Annotated in this window: 11 protein-coding genes; 9 read left to right on the top strand and 2 right to left on the bottom strand. The window is 66.8% G+C overall.

Going from position 1 to position 17,314, the window contains the following annotated elements:
* Positions 1-228 precede the first annotated feature (228 nt).
* Positions 229-501: a phosphopantetheine-binding protein gene (locus ACE3QM_RS19045; RefSeq protein WP_374424084.1), complete on the bottom strand. Its 273-nt coding sequence runs from the start codon at positions 499-501 to the stop codon at positions 229-231.
* A 124-nt stretch (positions 502-625) separates the two neighbouring features.
* Here ACE3QM_RS19045 and ACE3QM_RS19040 point away from each other — a divergent pair, with 124 nt between their 5' ends.
* Positions 626-5,008, top strand: a complete 4,383-nt coding sequence (locus ACE3QM_RS19040; RefSeq protein ID WP_374424082.1) for an amino acid adenylation domain-containing protein — start codon at positions 626-628, stop codon at positions 5,006-5,008.
* A gap of 86 nt (positions 5,009-5,094) precedes the next feature.
* Positions 5,095-6,411: a putative histamine N-monooxygenase gene (gene basC, locus ACE3QM_RS19035; RefSeq protein ID WP_374424080.1), complete on the top strand. Its 1,317-nt coding sequence runs from the start codon at positions 5,095-5,097 to the stop codon at positions 6,409-6,411.
* Positions 6,412-6,856: 445 nt separating this feature from the next.
* Here the strand turns inward: basC and ACE3QM_RS19030 are convergent, their stop codons facing one another.
* Positions 6,857-9,013 (bottom strand): condensation domain-containing protein, encoded by a 2,157-nt coding sequence (locus ACE3QM_RS19030; protein WP_374424078.1) that lies wholly within the window; start codon positions 9,011-9,013, stop codon positions 6,857-6,859.
* Between the two features lie 501 nt (positions 9,014-9,514).
* On the opposite strand from ACE3QM_RS19030, the gene ACE3QM_RS19025 reads away from it, so the two are divergent.
* From ACE3QM_RS19025 to ACE3QM_RS18995, 7 genes are read left to right on the top strand one after another with little or no spacing between them, the layout of a single operon-like run.
* Complete coding sequence (locus ACE3QM_RS19025; protein WP_374424076.1) at positions 9,515-10,084, top strand: sigma factor-like helix-turn-helix DNA-binding protein; 570 nt, start codon at positions 9,515-9,517, stop codon at positions 10,082-10,084.
* Positions 10,081-11,877 (top strand): ABC transporter ATP-binding protein, encoded by a 1,797-nt coding sequence (locus ACE3QM_RS19020; RefSeq protein ID WP_374424074.1) that lies wholly within the window; start codon positions 10,081-10,083, stop codon positions 11,875-11,877. Before ACE3QM_RS19025 ends, ACE3QM_RS19020 begins: the two co-directional genes overlap by 4 nt.
* A complete protein-coding gene (locus tag ACE3QM_RS19015) occupies positions 11,871-13,640 on the top strand; it encodes an ABC transporter ATP-binding protein (RefSeq protein ID WP_374424072.1) in 1,770 nt (589 codons plus the stop codon). Before ACE3QM_RS19020 ends, ACE3QM_RS19015 begins: the two co-directional genes overlap by 7 nt.
* Positions 13,637-14,581 carry an ABC transporter permease gene (locus ACE3QM_RS19010; RefSeq protein ID WP_043592528.1) on the top strand — a complete coding sequence of 315 codons (945 nt, stop codon included), beginning with the start codon at positions 13,637-13,639 and terminating at the stop codon, positions 14,579-14,581. The genes ACE3QM_RS19015 and ACE3QM_RS19010 overlap by 4 nt, the downstream gene beginning before the upstream one ends.
* On the top strand, positions 14,578-15,528 hold the full coding sequence (locus ACE3QM_RS19005) for an iron chelate uptake ABC transporter family permease subunit (RefSeq protein WP_374424069.1): 951 nt from the start codon (positions 14,578-14,580) through the stop codon (positions 15,526-15,528). Before ACE3QM_RS19010 ends, ACE3QM_RS19005 begins: the two co-directional genes overlap by 4 nt.
* Entirely contained in the window at positions 15,525-16,307 is a 783-nt protein-coding gene (locus ACE3QM_RS19000; RefSeq protein WP_374424067.1) for an ABC transporter ATP-binding protein, read from the top strand. The genes ACE3QM_RS19005 and ACE3QM_RS19000 overlap by 4 nt, the downstream gene beginning before the upstream one ends.
* Positions 16,304-17,290 (top strand): siderophore ABC transporter substrate-binding protein, encoded by a 987-nt coding sequence (locus ACE3QM_RS18995; protein WP_374424065.1) that lies wholly within the window; start codon positions 16,304-16,306, stop codon positions 17,288-17,290. The genes ACE3QM_RS19000 and ACE3QM_RS18995 overlap by 4 nt, the downstream gene beginning before the upstream one ends.
* The last annotated feature ends 24 nt before the right edge of the window (positions 17,291-17,314 follow it).

Raw genomic sequence — 17,314 nt, 5'->3', positions numbered from 1 at the left:
CCGTGGTTTCTCAGTGGGTTGGAGTGGGTATTGCCGGGTGTTTTTCCTTGTTGGTCGGGCGTGGCTTGGCGCCCGGTTGTTGCCTGTTTTTGCGGATGGTGGTTTTCATTGCCGGGGCTGCCCGGCGGGCGTGAAGGGCCCAGCGCGCATCGGATGCGCGGTGCCTGGCAGACAAGTTCAAAAAGCGGGCCAAGAACGTGAACAGCCTTTCGCCGCGCTTGCCGTGCTTCAGGCGGCGGTTTGCCGCGCGTCCAGCAGCGCTTCCCAGTCCGCCAGCGTGGGGGAGCGGCTCAGTTCTTCCGTGCGCACCGGGATGCCGCGGGCGTTGAGTTCCGCGGCCAGCGTCATTAGGCGCAGGGAATCCAGGCCGTAATACATCAGGTTTTCCGTGGGGTTCAGCACCCCGTCTTCCGCCAGCAGTTGCCGCAGCCGGCCATGCAGCCATTGGCGCGGGCTGGCCGCTTCCGTTTGCATTGTTTGGGCGTGTTTTTCATTCGTCATGTTGATTTCACCTGAATCATTGCATAGCGCTAATTATGTAAATTATAATCATTCGCATTTAGAGATGCCATATGGAGATGGAAGAAATGCAAGAAATCCATTTGTCAATTTTCATGGGTGCGCAATGAGAGAGCTGACTTCAATGCAGGCGGCCTGCTGGATGGGCCGGGGCGATCATTCCGATCTGGGCGGCGTCTCTGCGCATTTGTATGCGGAGTTCGACGGCCAGGCCATCGAGCTGCCGCGCTTGGTGGCCGCGCTGGGGCGGCTGGGCCGCGAGCACGCCATGCTGCGCGCCTGCGTGACGGCGGATGGGATGCAGGCGCTGGCGGCGGCGGACAAGGCGCCTCATCTGGAGGTGGAGGATTTCACCGCCCTGGAGGGCGAGGTGCTGGCGCAGCGCCTGGAAGCCAAGCGCCAGCAGTGGACTCATCAACGGCTTGACCTGGCAACCGGTCAAGCCGTTCGTTTTTCCATCAGCCTGTTTGGCGCGGGCGATAGCCGGCTGCATGTGGACGCGGACATGATCGCCGTCGATCCGTCCAGCTTCCGCCTGCTGATGGAGGATTTGGCGCTGTTTTACGAATCCCCGGACGCGGAGCTGCCGCCCACGCCGTCCTTCTTTGAGTGGTGCGACCGGGCGCGGGACGAGCCCTGGCTCAAGGCGGCCCGGGAGCGGGACCGCGATTGGTGGCGCGAGCAACTGCCCAAGATTGCGCCGGCGCCGTCCTTGCCGCGCCGGCAGGGTCCGGCGGGCGTAGCGTCCAGCCAGCGCTTGTGCGCCTGGCTGGCGCCGGAGCAGCGCCAGGCTTTGCGGCGGCTGGCCAAGGCGCAGCGGCTGACGCTGTCCGGCCTGATGCTGGGCGTGTTCGCCCAGGCCTTGGGCGCGGCCACTGGGGACAGGCGCTTCCGGCTGAATGTGCCGGTGTTCTGGCGGCCGCCGCTGTTGGAGGGCGCGGAGCGCATCATCGGGGAATTCGCCAACCTGGTGTTGCTGGATGTGGATTTGGACGCGGCGCCGACTTTGGGCGCGCTGTGCCGAAACCTGGCCGCGCAGTTGCTGGAGCGCGCCGGCCATTGCGCTTATCCGGGCGTGAACCTGATGCGGGATCTGTCCCGCCATCACCGTTCGCCGCAGATCGCGCCGGTGGTGTTTACCGCGGCGCTGGATATGCCGGGCGGCGAGTTGTTCTCGGAGCGGGTGCGGCGCGCCTTCGGCGCGATGAACTGGGTGATTTCGCAGGGGCCGCAGGTGGCCTTGGACGCGCAGATTGTCAGCGCGGACGGCGGGGTATTGATCAATTGGGACATCCGCCTGGACGCCTTGCCGCAAGACTGGATCACGCAGCTATTCAACGATTTCGTGGCCCTGGCCACCGCCGTGGCGGCGGACCCGGCCGCGCTGGAGCGCCCGCTGGCGCAGCCGGAGGCGGAAACGCCGCTGTCGGTGTTGCAGCAGGCTTACCTGCTGGGCCGCACCGCGCAGCTGCCGCTGGGCGGGGTGGCGATGCAGGAGTTCCGCGAATACCACGGGACGATGGACCCGGCGTTGCTGCGCGCCCGGCTGGGCGAGATGGTGAGGCGTCATGATTGCCTGCGCACGGTGATCGACGTCGCGCGCTTGCGGCAGCGGGTCCGCGCGCAGCCGCGGGTGAATCTGCGGGAGGTGGATTTGCGCGCCTTGTCGTCGTCGGCGGCCCAGGAGCGGGTGGCGGCGGCGCGCGAGGATTACGCCCACGCGCTGTTTGATCTGGAGCACGCGCCGTGGGAGCTGACGCTGTTCCTGCTGCCGGACGAGAGCTTGACGGTGTTCGTGCGTTTCGATGCCTTGATTGTTGACGGCCGTTCCATCGCTGCGCTGATGCTGGAGCTGTTTCAGGGCGTGGCGGAGCCGAGCAGGCCGGCCGCCACGGCGGCGGCCGAGGTGTCCGCTGAGGCGCGCAAGGCGGATGCGCTGTATTGGAAAAACAAGCTGGCCGATTGCGGCGGCGCGCCGCGGCTGCCTTGGCGCAAGCCCTTGGATCAATTGGGCGTGGCGCGCTATGAACGGCAAAGCCTGACGGTGAGCGCGGAGCGTTTCGAGCGGCTGGGCAAGCTGGGCAACGGCCAACGCTTTTTCAAGAACACCACGGTGATGGCGCTGGTGTTGGAGGTGTTGTCGCACTGGCTGGACGAGGGCGGCTTGTGCGTGGCGGTGCCGGTGGCGCCGTTGCCGTCTGGCGGTTTCTCCAACCGTTCCAGTTTCATCGCGGTGACGTGGCCGGCGGGGCTGGACAGCCTGGCGGAGCGCGGCCGCCGCTTGCAGGCGGATGTGATGGAGGGCTTGCAGCACCTGGCCTTCTCCGGCGTGGACCTGGCGCGGATGCTGTTTGAGAGCCATGGCCCCGGCCCGGCGCTGCCGGTGGTGGTGACCAATGGCTTGTCGTGGCCAACAGCGGCGGACGGCGCCATGCGCCAGATCGGCGGACTGACCCAGACGCCGCAGGTGGCGATGGATCTGCGTTTTTCCGCGCGGGCGGACGGCGCGCTGGTGTTTGACATCGACTACGCCCGCGACGCGCTGGAACCGGCGCTGGTGGGCGCGGTGCTGAGCGCGCTGGAGCGGGCCATCGAGCAGGTGGTGGACAGCGGCGTGTTCGAGGCGCCGGCCGGGCGGGTGCTGGATTACGGCCATTACCGGCTGAACAGCATGGAAGCCGAGGCGCGCAGCGAGGATTTCCTCGGCCGCATCGCCGCCCATATCTTCGACCCGGACAACGACAAGGTGGCGCTGATCAGCGGCCAGCGGCGGATAGGCTACGGCGAGCTGGGCGCGGCGGTGTCCCGGGCGATGGCGGCGCTGAAGGCGCGCGGCGTCGGCGCCGGCCAGGTGGTGGCGGTATGCCTGCCGCGCAGCCCGGAGCACACCATCGTCACCCTGGCGTGCGCCTTCAACGGCGTGATCTGGGTGCCGATAGACGCGGCGTCGCCGGAGGAGCGGCTGCGTTATTTGCTGGACAACTGCCGGCCAAACCTGGTGGTGGCGGCCCAGCCCTTGCCGACCGAGCATGCGCGGGCCACGCCGGAGCAATTGCTGGCCGAGGCCGCGCCGCTGGCCGCTCGCGAAGGCTGGCAGGCGCTGTCGCTGAGCGAGATGCCGGCGTATTACCTGTATACCTCGGGCACCACCGGCAAGCCCAAGTGCGTGGTGCTGTGCAACCGGGCCACGGCCAATGTCATCGGCGCCACGCTGGAGCATTGGCGGGTGACGCAGCGCGATGTGTGCATGTCGGTGACGCCGCTGCACCACGATATGTCGGTGTTCGACGTGCTGGGCAGCCTGAGCGCCGGCGCCACCCTGGTGTTGCCGGAGGCGGGCGAGGAGAAGGACGCGGTGCGCTGGAACCAATTGGTGGACGAGCACGGCGTCACGCTGTGGTGCACGGTGCCGGCGATGCTGGAGATGTTGCTGTCTTGCCGGCAGGACGGCGGGCTGCACAGCCTGCGGCTGGTGGCCCAGGGCGGGGATTACATCAAGCCGTCCATCATCGCGGATTTGCGCGCTGCTCTGCCGGCGGCGCGGCTGCTGTCCTTGGGCGGGCCGACGGAAACCACGATCTGGAGCATCTGGCACGACATCGTCGCTGAGGACAGCGCCAAGGTGCCCTATGGCCGGCCGCTGCCCGGCAACCGTTATTGGCTGCTGAACGAGCGCGGCGAGCATTGCCCGGCCGGCGTGGCCGGACGCATTCACACCGCCGGCGTCAATCTGGCGCTGGGCTATCTGGAAAACGGCGAGCTGACCCAGCACGACTTCGTCACCGTGCGCGACGAGGCCGGCCAGCAGGCGCGCGCCTTCCGCAGCAGCGACTGCGGCCGTTACCGGCCGGACGGGGTGATGATGTTCGACAGCCGGGTCAATGGCTATGTCAAGGTGCGCGGGGTGCGGGTGTCGCTGCCGGACATCGAGATGGAGCTGATCAAGCATCCGGCGCTGGCCCATGTGCTGGTGGTGGATGTGGGCGATGAACGGCAGGGGGAGCTGAGCATAGGCGCGCTCTACGTGGCCAAGCCCGGCGTGGAGGCGAGCGCGGCGGATCTGCGCGAGCACGCGCGCCGCGTCCTGCCGCAATCCCATGTGCCCACGCGTTTCTTACAGGTGGCGCAACTGCCCTTGTCGCAAAACGGCAAGCCGGACCGCCGCGGCGCGCGCGCGCTGTTGCAGGCGCCGGCCCATGCCCCGGCTCAGGAGCGCGTGGCGGCGCCCGCCGTTGCCGAGGCGCCGGCCGCGGCGACGCGGCACCGGCGTCCGGTGCTGGACATTTATCTGGGCGTGCTGGGGCGCTCCTATCAGGAGCTGGCCGATGAGTTGCTGGATTTCAGCAGCATGGGCTTGCTGCCCCAGCATCTGAAAGCCATCGCGGCGCGCCTGCGGGAAACCTTCGCCGTGGAGCTGTCGCCAGGGCAGCTGCTGCGCTGCCGCAATGTGGCGGATGTGGAGCGTTTGCTGGCGGCTGGCCAGCCCTGATCAAACTCACCCCGGGGCGGCGATCCCACCCCGGGGACAATCGATAGAACCTTTGATAGAACCTTGGGAGTTTTTCGCATATGGAAATGGCGAACGTAGATGTTGCCGGCGTCGGCATCGGGCCGTTCAATCTGGGCCTGGCGGCCTTGTTGTCGCGTCACTCGGACATCAAAGGGGTGTTTCTGGAGCGCAAGCCGGCGTTTCGCTGGCATGAGGGTTTGCTGTTGCCGGGCACCACGCTGCAAGTGCCGTTCCTGGCCGATCTGGTCACGCTGGCGGACCCCACGCATCCGCTCAGCTATCTGAACTATCTGCATCAGCACGACAGGCTTTACCAGTTCTACTACTACGACAACACCCTGGTGCCGCGCATTGAATACGACGATTACTGCCGCTGGGCCGCGCAGCAGCTGCCGGCCTGCCGTTTTGGCGAGGAGGTGCGGGACGTGACTTACGACGCGGGCGCGGGGCGTTTCGTGGTGGACAGCGAGTCGGCGTCGGGCGGGATGCGCCGCTATGCCGGCCGCGATCTGGTGGTGGGGGTGGGCACTTCGCCATGGCTACCGGCGTGGGCGCGCGCCAGCCGCCATCCGCGGGTGATCCATTCCGCCCAATTCATCCCCAATCAGCAGGCTTTGTCGCAATGCCGGCGCGTCACCGTGATCGGCTCCGGCCAGAGCGCGGCGGAGTGCGTGCTGGCGCTGTTCCGCGAGCTGAGTCCGGAGCAGGTGGCGGCCGGGGCGTCCATCCAGTGGATCACGCGCGCGCCGGGCTTCCACCCGATGGAGTTTTCCAAGCTGGGGCAGGAGTGCTTCACCCCGGCTTACATGCAGTACTTCCACAGTATCCCGCGCGAGAAGCGCCGCGAGGTGGTGGCCGGCCAGGGCCTGCTGTACAAGGGCATCAGCTTCTCCACCATCGGCGATATCTTCGATCTGCTCTACGAGCGCTCGATAGGCGGCCGCGATCCGGGCCTGAAGCTGTATTCCAATTGCGATGTGGAGGCGCTGGAGGAACTGGGCGCGGACGGCGCGCTGCGCATGACTTGCCATCACCGGCAGCTGGGCCAGCGTTGCCAGCTGGAGACCGATGCCATCGTCGCCGCCACCGGCTACGCCCACGCCTGGCCGCAGTGGTTCGAGCGGCTGAAGGAGACGGTGCTGGCGGTGGACGCGCAGGGCGATTGCATCGTGGAGGAGGATTTCACCGCGCGCCGCCGCGATCAGGGGCCGGGCCGGGTGTTTGTGCAGAACGCGGAGATTTTCCAGCACGGGGTGGGTTCGCCGGACCTGGGCATAGGCCCGATCCGCAACGCGGCCATCATCAATCAGTTGCTGGGTCAGCCGCGTTATCGCCTGCCGCAGCGTTCGGCGTTCCAGCATTATGGGCTGCCGCAGGGGTAGGTTGTTTCTGGCGAGCTGGTTTTGAATCCGCTGCGCGGATGATGGTTTAGGGCCGGTTCCGCCCGGCGAGCAGGGAGGAGATATTTGCTTGGCCAAATATCCCCTCCACCCCTAAAGGCCACCCTGCAAGCCTGGCCTACGGCTTCCCGCCGGGTCCCGTCAGGCCCGAGGCGCGGCTGAACTCGCAGCGCGCTAACGTCGCGCTGCTCGAACAAGCAGCCGCTTAAAACCTCGGGCCTGCCACCCGACGGCAGGCTTGAAGGGACCCGGGGTGCGTCGGATATGTGACTTCCTGTGTACCAAGCTAGGTTTCAATGCACTTAAAGAAAGATCGAAAACTGGCTCTGAGACCGAATGGAATTGACGCCCCCGCTCTCGTTTGAGGGCGGGGGCGTCAAGGTTTTGCGCGCCGTATCACCGACGCGCAGCGGGCATGGAATAGGCCTTAGCCCAGCAGCTCTTCCAGCCTCCGCTCGCTGGCGTCGCCCGCGCTCAGCAGCGCGAACAAGCGGTGCAGCGTGGCGCAGATGGCCTCGAGCTGGGCGGCGGAGTAGCGCTCCGCGCGGTAGGTGATGACCAGGCGCAGCGAGCCGTCGTGCGCGTCTTCCATGATCTCGAACTGCAGGCCGAACATGGATTCGCTCTTGTCCGGGTCGATCTGACGGTAGCGGATCTCGCCGCCGTCCGGGGCCGGCAGCGCGCCGTTGAGCGCGTTGTTGGCGTGGACCTGGACGTAGACGTCGAACAGCAGGCCGTCCGCCGGCGTCATGCCCAGCGCGTTTTGCACCAGTTCTAGCGGAATGTCGGCGTAGGCCATGGAGTCGTTGATGGTCAGGGTCACGTCCTTGAGCAGGCTGCCCAGCGACTGCCGGCGGTCGAAACGCACTCGGTGCGCCACCATGGTGGTGAAGTAGCCGACGGTGTCGAAATACGCCGCGTCGGTGCGGCCGGAGGACGAGGTGCCGATCACGATTTCCGGCAGATCGCCCAGCTTATGCAGCGCCAGCGCGATGGCGGTGTAGACCACGCTGAACAATGAGGAATCGTGACGCTTGGCGAAGGCGGTGATCGCTTCCTGCGTGCCCGGCTCGGGCTTGAACTCCAGCCATTTGGCCTTGAAGCCGGCGGCCTGGGCGGGCGCGGCGGCCGGCGCGGCCGGGTCCGGCAGTTGTAGGCCCGGCGTGGCGCCGCGCAGCATGGCGGTCCAGTAATCCATGTGGCGCGGGTTGACGCCCTGGCGCTGCTGCTCCAGCGCGAAAGCGTGGAAGGAGGGCGCCGGGGCGGCCCATTGCGGCGCCTGGCCGGCGGCGCGGGCGAGATAGGCCAGCGCCAGCTCGTCCATCATCACATTGAGCGACCATTCGTCGATCGCCATGTGATGCACCAGGAAGGACAGGGTTTGGCGGCCGGTGGCCGGGTGGCGCAGGAAGCGTATCCGCAGCGGCAGCTCGCGGCCCAGGTCGAAGCGATGGGCGGCTTCGTCCGCCAGCGTCAGCCCCTCGCTCTCCGCGCTGCTCCAGAACCATTTGTAGCCGCCGGTTTCCGCCAGCGGCACGATGCGCTGCAGCGCGGCGCCGTCTTGTTCATGGAAGGTGGTGCGCAGGCTGGCGTGGCGTTCCAGCAAGTCGCTGAAGGCCAGGCGGAACAGGTTTTCGTCCACCGGATCGAGGAAGTCCAGCGCGAAGGGCAGGTTGAAGATGGTGCCGAAGTCGTAGGCGGCGTAGGCGCGCCACAGCGAGGCTTGCGCCAGCGCCAGCGGCGCTTGCCGCACTTCGGCGGACGGCGCGGCCTGGCGGCCTTGTTCGCTGACGGTGGCGCGCGCGGCCAGCGCGGCGGCGGTGGGCGCTTCGAAGAAGTCGTTGAAGCGGATCTGGATGCCGTGCTTGCTTTGCAGCGTGCCGATGATGCGGGTGGCCAGCAGCGAATGGCCGCCGAAATCGAAGAAGTTGTCGTCCGGCCTCATGCCGGGCTCGGCCAGCACCGCGCGCAGTTCGGCCAGGATGGTGGCGGCGATCGCGTCTTGGCCGTCGACCGCGGGCTGGGCCGCCGCCGGCGGGTGGTAGCCGGTTTCGCCGGCCTGCAAGGGCAGTGGCGTCAGCGTCAGCGGGCGGCGCGCGGCGTCCAGTTGCTGATAGCTCTGGGCCAGCGCGTCAGCCAAAGCGTTGAACGGCTGGGCCGGTTCCAGAATGGGGTGCAGGCTCAGCGCCAGCACGGCGCTGTGCTCGGTATGGATGATCAGGGCCTGGAACGGCGGCTGCGTCGCCGCGTCCCACGGCGCCGCGCGCAGCGCGAGCAGGCGCTCGGCCAGTTCGGCTTCCTTGATGCGGGGGAAGGCGATGCAAGGGTGCCAGCCGGCCACATGGGATTTGCACAGATCGCCGTCGTCGCTGAACGCGTAACGGGCGTTCAGCTCCGGCCGGGCCTGGATTAGCTGTTGCAGCGCCAGGGTCAGCAGCGCGAGATCGGTCTGTTCGTCCAGCCGCCAGGCGTCAACGCGGCGGCTCAGGCGTTCCGGGTGTTGCTGCTGCAATAGCCAGCATTGTTCTTCGTGAAGGCTCAGGGACAGGCGCTGCGACGGGATGTCGGGGTGGGGGTGCGACAAGAGTGGTCTCCTTCTGAAATTCAACAGCCAATAATCTTTATGGGCGGCGACGGGAGGCATTTGACGGTCGCCAGTCAACAGGACGCGTCGTCGGGGGATGACGGCCCTGGGAATGGGTGCGGCGGGTTCTTGCGATGAGATGTCTACGGCATGGGAGGCGCGGGATTCCGGCCGTTTTTCAGAACCTGTTCAAAGTCTGCTGCGCTGCGGCGATACGGCGTTGAAAACAACTTCGAAATGCTCATGTACCGCTTGTACATTCCGCTTTCTCAGCCGCAACGCCTTGTCTCGCTCTTGCTCGCGAGACTTTGAACAGGTTCTTACGGGTCCATCAGGCTAATAGGGCGCTTATACGTCATGCCTGGCGTTCGTAAACTGGCTTTTCGGCATAATTAATGCAAAGGACATTGTGTGTTTGCTTTAGGTATGACGTATTGACAATGTCGGTGATAATAATAAAAATGATTATCATTTGCAAATACAAGTGAAAAGGAGAGGGGCGTGGACAATGGCCCGATCACTTTTCAGTCGCAATTGCGGAGCTTGTACCTGGATCACCACGGCTGGCTGTGCGGCTTGTTGCAGCGCAAGTTGGGCAATCCGAACGATGCGACGGAGCTGGCTCACGACATTTACCTGCACCTCATCCAGAAAGGGCGGATTCCGCCGGCGGAAGAATCGCGTTGTCATTTGGCGCAGATCGCCAAAGGCAAGGTGATCGATCTGCTGCGCCGCCGCCGGCTGGAGGCCCGCTATCTGGAAAGCCAGGCCTTGCAGCCGGAGCCGCGCGCGCAGTCGGAAGAGGCGCGCGCGCTGTTGAAGGAGGAGATCAAGGGGGTGGACCTGGCGCTGATGGGCAAGTCGTTCAAGGTGCGCCAGGCCCTGCTCTTGTCCCGGCTCAACGGCATGAGCTACGGCGATATCGCCGCGGAGCTGCAGGTGTCGGTGTCGTCGGTGGAGAAATACGTCGCGCTCGGCCTGCAGGCTTGCCGCCGCAGCGTGGAGGCCGGACTGGGGCAGGGTGGCTGCAAGCCGCATTCATTAATTCGTGTCGTAGAGGAGTTGTCATGAGTGTTGAGGAAGAGGTTTTGGGAGAGGCCGCCGCCGGGCCTATCGCCCGTGTGCTGGCGCCGATACGCGGCCGGCTGATCGCCGCCGGCCTGCTGGCGGGCCTGGGCGCCATGCTGAGCTTGGCGCCGCTGGCCGGCGTCGCCCATATCGCGCAGCTGGCGCTGGGCCAGGGCGCGGCCGCCTTGAGCGGCGATGTCTTGTGGCGGGTGGTGGGCCTGAGCCTGCTTTGCCTGTTCGCCGGCATGACGCTGATCCTGGCCGGCGATGTGGTGGCCCATCTGGCGGACAACCGCATCACCGGCCTGCTGCGCCTGGCGATTACCCGCCGGCTGGCCAAGGTGCCGCTGGGCTGGTTCACCAGCCGCGCCTCGGGCGAGGTCAAGCAGGCGATGCACGACGATATCGGCACCCTGCACAGCCTGACCGCCCATTTCTACACCACGCTGGGACGCAGCGTGGGCGCGGTGCTGGCGTCCATCGTCTATCTGTTCGCGATGGATTGGCGCATGGCCATCGCCTCGCTGCTGCCGTTTCCGCTGTTCTTCCTGTTCTTCGCGCGGGCGCACCAGGCCAGCGCGGCCAATATGGAGAGCTTTGGCGCGGGCATGGCGCGCATCAACAACGCGGTGGTGGAGTTCGTCAACGGCATTCCGGTGGTCAAGGCCTTTGGCGCGCAGCACAAGGCGCACGGCAGCTACCGCGCGGCGATAGACGCCTTCGCCAGCGCCTTCACCGATTTCACCCGGCCGCTGGTCAGCTCCATGGCCAACGCCAACGCCATCATCGCGCCGGTGTCGGTGCTGGGCGTGGTGCTGGCTTTCGGCGCGCTGATGGTGGGCCTGGGCTGGATCGCCCCGGTGGACGTGCTGCCCTTCGCCCTGGTGGCGCCGGGGCTGAGCTCGCCGCTGTTGATGCTGAGCTACATCACTCATGATTTGAACCACGCCACCGGCGCGGCCCAGCGTGTGCACGCGCTGCTGCAGACGCCGGTGCTGGAAACCGCCGCCGGCGCGGCGCGGCCGGCCGACGCCGAAATCCGCGTGGAAGGGCTGAGCTACGGCTATGCCGAGCAGGAGCCGGTGCTGTCCGGCATCGACTTCACGCTGGCCCCGGGCACGGTGACGGCCATCGTCGGCCCCTCCGGCGCCGGCAAGTCCACGCTGGCGCGGCTGCTGCTGCGCTTCTTCGACCCCAGCGCCGGGCGCATCACTCTGGGCGGCGTGGATCTGCGGCAGCTGGACAGCGCGGAGCTGTATCGGCGCATCGGCTTCGTGCTGCAGGACGTGAGGCTGATTCACGCCAGCGTGCGCGACAACATCGCGCTGGGCCGGCCTTCCGCCAGCCAGGCGGAAATCGAGGCCGCCGCGCGCATGGCCAATATCCATGAGCGCATTCTCGAACTGCCGCGCGGCTACGACGCGGTGATAGGCGAGGACGTGCAGTTCTCCGGCGGCGAGGCCCAGCGGCTGAGCATCGCCCGAGCGGTGTTGCTGGACCCGCCGGTGCTGGTGCTGGACGAGGCGACGGCGGCGGCCGACGCGGAAAACGAGGTCAAGCTGCAGCAGGCGCTGTCCGCCTTCGCCCGCGGCCGCACCCTGGTGGTGATCGCGCATCGGCTGGACACGGTGATGCAGGCGGACCAGATCCTGGTGGTGGACCAGGGCCGGCTGATCGAGCGCGGCCGCCACCATGAGTTGCTGGAACAGGGCGGCTGCTATGCGCGGCTGTGGGCGCAGGGTCATTACGGCAAGGCCGGGGAAGCAGAACAGGAAGGATGGGTGCCGCAATGTTGAAGACTTTTATTCGGCTGCTGGGGGAGGACGCGGTCAAATTGCGCCGCTACGCGTGGCTGGCCTTGATCTACAGCCTGCTGTGCGGCGTGACCATCGTGATGCTGGCGCCGGTGCTCAGCCATCTGCTGGCCGGCGAGGCGCGCGCGGCCGGCATGTGGCTGGCGGCGCAGGCGCTGGGCGTGGCGCTGTGCTGGGGCTTGCGGCGCAAGGTGGAGAAAGCCGGCATCGCGGTGGGCATCGCCGTGCTGCAAGGCGGACGCCACCGTTTGGCCGAGCATGTCGGCGGCCTGCCGGTGGGCTGGTTCAGCGCTGGCAATACCGCCCGGCTCAACCACATCGCCACCCAGGGCATGATGGAAATGGCCCAGCTGCCGGCTCATGTGTTCACCCCGTTGTTTGTCGGCGTGGTGACGCCGGTGGTGGTGCTGGGCGCGCTGTTCGCCGTCAATCCGTTGATGGGCTGGGTGGGGCTGGCCAGCCTGCCTTGCCTGCTGCTGGTGTTTGGGCTGACCGCGCGGCTGAGCCAGCGCGCGGACCAGGCCTATCAGCAGCACGCCGGCCAGAGCAGCCAGCGCATGGTGGAGTTCGCGCAGGCGCAATCGGTGCTGCGCGCCTTCAACGGCGAAAGCGGCGGCACGCGTTTCCTGGAGCAGGCCATTGCCCAGCAGCAGCGCTCCGGCCGGCGCTTGATCCGGCTGTCGGCCTTATCCTCGGTGCTCAATGTCTGGGCGGTGCAGGCCAGCTTCGCCGCGCTGCTGTTGGTGGCCGCGCTGTGGCTGAGCGACCATGCCGGCCTGGGTCTGAGCCCGGCCACGGTGATTCCGGCGCTGGTGGCGCTGATGCTGATGAGCCGCTTCATCGATCCGCTGCTGGACGTGGCCGGCTATAGCGAGGTGCTGCGCGGCGCGCGCGGCCAGCTGCAGGCGGTGGCCAAGCTGTTCGAGGTGGAGCCCATGGCCGAGCCGGTCCGTTCCGGCGAACCGGCGGACGCCTCGGTGGAGTTGCACCGGGTGGGCTTCCGCTACGGGCCGGAACAGGTGCAAGTGCTGAACGAACTCAGCCTGCGCATAGCGCCGGGCAGCATGACCGCGCTGGTGGGCGCGTCCGGTTCCGGCAAAACCACGGTGTTGCGCCTGATCGCCCGCTTCTTCGATGTGGACCAGGGCGAGGTGAAAGTGGGCGGCGTGGATGTCCGCGATCTGTCCAGCGAACGGCTGGCCGGCCAGATCAGCCAGATCTTCCAGGACGCTTATCTGTTCCAGGGCAGCATTGGCGACAACATCCGCATCGGCAAGCCGGACGCCAGCGACGCCGAAGTGTTGGCGGCGGCCAAGCTGGCCGGCGTGGAGGAAATCATCGAGCGCCTGCCGCAGGGCCTGGACACCCCGGTGGGCGAGGGCGGCGCGCGCTTGTCCGGCGGCGAGCGCCAGCGCATTTCCATTGCGCGGGCGCTGATCAAGGACGCGCCCATCCTGCTGGTGGACGAGGCCACGGCGGCGCTGGATACCGAGAACCAGGCCGCCATCGCCGAGGCGCTGGCGCGGCTGCGCGGCAAGCGCACCCTGATCGTCATCGCCCACCAGCTGTCCACGGTGGAGATGGCGGACCAGATCGTGGTGCTGGAGGACGGCAAGGTGCGCGAGCAAGGCAGCCATGCCGAGCTGAGCGCGCGCGCCGGCCTCTACGCCCACTTCCTGGAGCAGCGCAGAAGCGCCAAGGGCTGGCGCATTACCGCGGCGCCGGCGGCAGAGGCCCTGTCTTGAAACGACTCGCCTTGCCGCTGCTGCTGTTGGCCTGCAGCGGCCTGTCCCTGATGGTGGGGGCCAAGCAGATGGCCTGGACCGGGCCGCTGGCCCTGTCCGACGACAGCTGGCTGACCCTCACCGCCAGCCGGCTGCCGCGCTTGGCGGCGTTGCTGCTGGTGGGGGTGGGGCTGTCGGTGTGCGGGGTGATCCTGCAGCAGATCGTGCGTAACCGTTTTGTGGAGCCGGCCACCTCCGGCGGGCTGGACGCGGCCAAGCTGGGCATTCTGGTGGGGCTGAGCCTGGTCCCGGAGGCCGGCAACCTGGGGCGGATGTTGTTCGCGCTGGCTTTCTGTTTCGCCTCCAGCCTGGTCTTCATCGCCATCATCCGCCGCATCCAGTTCAAGAACACCGTACTGGTGCCGGTGATAGGGCTGATGTACGGCAGCGTGCTCAGCGCGGTGGCCGAGTTCTACGCCTACCGCCACAACATCCTGCAAAGCATGCAGGGCTGGCTGCTGGGCGATTTTTCCAAGATCGTCGAAGGCAATTACGAGATCGTCTACCTGATCCTGCCCATCGTCGCGCTGGCGTATTGCTACGCCCACCGCTTCACCGTGCTGGGCATGGGCGAGGAGATGGCGGCCAGCCTGGGCCTGAGCTATGCGGCCACCGCGGCGCTGGGCCTGGTGCTGGTGGCGGTGACGGTGGCCGCCACCGTCATCACCGTGGGCGCGATTCCCTTTGTCGGCCTGGTCATTCCCAATCTGGTGGCGCTGCGCTGGGGCGAGAACCTGCAGCGCACGCTGCCCATCGTCGCCGCCTGCGGCGCCTTGTTGATGTTGGTTTGCGACATCATCGGCCGCCTGCTGATCTACCCGTTTGAAGTGCCCATCGGCCTGACCGCGGGCAGCGTGGGCGGCGTCCTGTTCCTGATGATGATTCTATGGAAGCACAAATGAGGGACGCCCTGATCCGCCGCGGCGTCTGGGCGCTGGCGGCGGCGCTGGCGCTGCTGTTCCTGCTGCTGGGCTCCGGCCTGGATTTCGATTACGTGATTCCCAATCGGCTGATCCGCCTGGCGGCGATGGGGGTGGCCGGCGTCTGCATCGCTGTGTCCGCGCTGACCTTCCAGACGTTGACCGGCAACCGCATCCTGACCCCGGCCATCATGGGTTACGAGGCGATCTACCTATTGCTGCAGGCGCTGCTGGTATTGCTGCTGGGCGCGCAAAGCCTGGCGCTGCTGGGCCGCCACGGCAACGTGCTGCTGTCCATCGCGGTGATGCTGGCCTATTCCTGGGCCTTGCACCGCGCGCTGTTCCGCAAGGAGCGCAACGATCTCTATCTGCTGCTGTTGAGCGGCCTGGTGCTGACCATGGTGCTGGGCACTTTCACCCAGTTCATCCAGCTCAAGACCAGCCCGGGCGAATTCGCCATCCTGCAGGGCTTCAGCTACGCCTCCTTCAACCGGGTTCAGCCCGGGGCGCTGCTGTTCGCCGCGTTGCTGACCGCGGCCGCGGCCTGGACGGTATGCCGGCGGTTGGCGGTGCTGGACGTGCTGCTGCTGGGACGCGAACAGGCCATTTCCCTGGGCGTGGACTACCCCGGCAATGTGCGCATGCAGCTGGCGCTGATCGCGGTGCTGGCGGCGGTGTCCACCAGCCTGGTGGGGCCCACCGCCTTCATGGGCGTCTTCGTCGCCAACATCACTTACGCGCTGGCGCGCACCTTCCGGCATCGGGTCACGCTGCCGCTGGCCTGCGCCGTCGCCATCGCCATCTTCATTGCTGCCCAACTCCTGGTGGAGCAGCTGTTCAATTACAAAACCACCGTCAGCATTCTGGTCAACCTGGTATGCGGCGCTTATTTCCTGGCGCTGATGGTGCGCAGCAGAGGACATGCATGATCACGCTTGAGCGCGTCTACAAAGCCTACGGCGACAAACAAGTGCTGCGCGACGTCAATCTCAGCTTTCCCTCCCGGCAAGTCACCTCGCTGATCGGTCCCAACGGCGCCGGCAAGAGCACGCTGCTGATGTCCATCGCCCGGCTGCTGAAGCCCAGCGCCGGCCGCATCCTGATGGACGGCGAGGAGATAGAGCGGATTCCGCTGCGCAGCTACGCCAAGCGCGTGGCCACGCTGCGCCAGCACCCCAATATCGGCCTGCGCCTGACGGTGGAGGAGCTGGTGGGGTTCGGCCGCTTCCCTTACAGCCAGGGCCTGCTGAGCCGGGACGACCGCCGCGCGGTGGACGAGGCGCTGGCCTTCCTGGGCCTGCAGCCGCTGCGCGCCCGCTATCTGGACGAGCTCAGCGGCGGTCAGCGGCAGATGGCTTTTCTGGCGATGAGCATCGCCCAGCAGTCCGACTACCTGCTGTTGGACGAGCCGCTCAACAACCTGGACATGAAACACGCGGTGCGCATCATGCAGGCGATACGCCGGCTGAGCGCGGAACAAGGCCGCACCGTGATCCTGGTGGTGCACGACATCAATTTCGCCGCCAATTACTCGGACCACATCGTCGCGATGAAGGCGGGCGCGGTGCATGGCTGCGGCCCGGTGGCCGAGGTGGTCACCCAGGCGCGGCTGCGCGATCTCTACGGCCTGGCCGTGGACATCCTGCCCAGCGAGCGCGGCTTCGTCTGCAATTACTTCAATCCCTCACCCTCTGGAGAAACCGTATGAGCATTCATAAGCAGCCGCGCGCGCGCGCGGCCCTGCTGGCGCTGGCCGTGGCCGGCGGCTTGCTGGGCTGCGACGCCCGGCAGGCTCAATCCACCGCCGCCGCGCCGGCGGCCCAGGCCGCCTACGCCCCGGTCACCGTCAAGCATGAGCTGGGCACCACCCAGATCAACAAGCGGCCGGAGCGGGTGGTGGCCTTTGACATGAGCGAGCTGGACGCGCTGGACCAGCTGGGCGCGCCGGTGGCGGGCATCTCCAAGGACTATGTGGCCGGCTTCCTGAAGAAGTACGAGCAGGACCCCAAGGTGGTGGACGTGGGCACCACCATCCAGCCCAATCTGGAACGGCTGCACGCGCTCAAGCCGGACCTGATCCTGATCTCCCCGCTGCAGGCGCAAAGCTATCCGGAGCTGAGCCGCATCGCGCCGACGCTGCATTACGACATCGACCTCAACAACCGCCCCGGCCATACCCTGGACACGGCCAAGGAGCATTTGCTGACCCTGGGCCGGATTTTGGGCAAGGAGGCGCTGGCGCGCGAGAAAGCCGGCGAGATCGACGCCAAGATCAAGCAGGTGCGCGAGGTGACCGCCGGCCGCCCGGAAAAGGCCTTGATCGTGCTGCACAACAACGGCGCTTTCACCTCCTACGGCGTGCGCTCGCGCTACGGCTACATCTTCGACACCCTGGGCGTGAAGCCGGCCAGCAATGAGACCAATAGCGGCCTGCACGGCCAGCCCATCTCCAATGAATTCATCCAGCAGGCGGACCCGGACATCTTGTACGTGATAGACCGCACCGCGGTGATGGAGCGGCGGCCGGCCCTGAACCTGAAAACGCTGGACAACCCGCTGCTGCGGCAGACCAAGGCCTGGCGCAAGGGCAAGGTGATCTTCGCCGATGCCGAAACCTGGTATCTGTGCACCGCCAGCCTGAGTTGCCTGAACCGGATTGGGGATGAGGTGATCAAGGGTTATCGTAGTTAAGACCCGCTAAGAACGTGTTTACGA

Source organism: Chromobacterium sp., assembly GCF_041912965.1.
GTDB lineage: Bacteria > Pseudomonadota > Gammaproteobacteria > Burkholderiales > Chromobacteriaceae > Chromobacterium > Chromobacterium aquaticum.
This window is presented reverse-complemented; position numbering and strand designations above follow the sequence as displayed.

Bases quoted from the DNA above. Each gene is read 5' to 3' on its own strand.
- ACE3QM_RS19040 (WP_374424082.1), top strand. From the start codon at position 626: ATGAGAGAGCTGACTTCAATGCAGGCGGCCTGCTGGATGGGCCGGGGC.
- ACE3QM_RS19020 (WP_374424074.1), top strand. From the start codon at position 10,081: ATGAGTGTTGAGGAAGAGGTTTTGGGAGAGGCCGCCGCCGGGCCTATC.
- ACE3QM_RS19005 (WP_374424069.1), top strand. From the start codon at position 14,578: ATGAGGGACGCCCTGATCCGCCGCGGCGTCTGGGCGCTGGCGGCGGCG.
- ACE3QM_RS19015 (WP_374424072.1), top strand. From the start codon at position 11,871: ATGTTGAAGACTTTTATTCGGCTGCTGGGGGAGGACGCGGTCAAATTG.
- ACE3QM_RS19045 (WP_374424084.1), bottom strand. From the start codon at position 501: ATGACGAATGAAAAACACGCCCAAACAATGCAAACGGAAGCGGCCAGC.
- ACE3QM_RS18995 (WP_374424065.1), top strand. From the start codon at position 16,304: ATGAGCATTCATAAGCAGCCGCGCGCGCGCGCGGCCCTGCTGGCGCTG.
- ACE3QM_RS19000 (WP_374424067.1), top strand. From the start codon at position 15,525: ATGATCACGCTTGAGCGCGTCTACAAAGCCTACGGCGACAAACAAGTG.
- basC (WP_374424080.1), top strand. From the start codon at position 5,095: ATGGCGAACGTAGATGTTGCCGGCGTCGGCATCGGGCCGTTCAATCTG.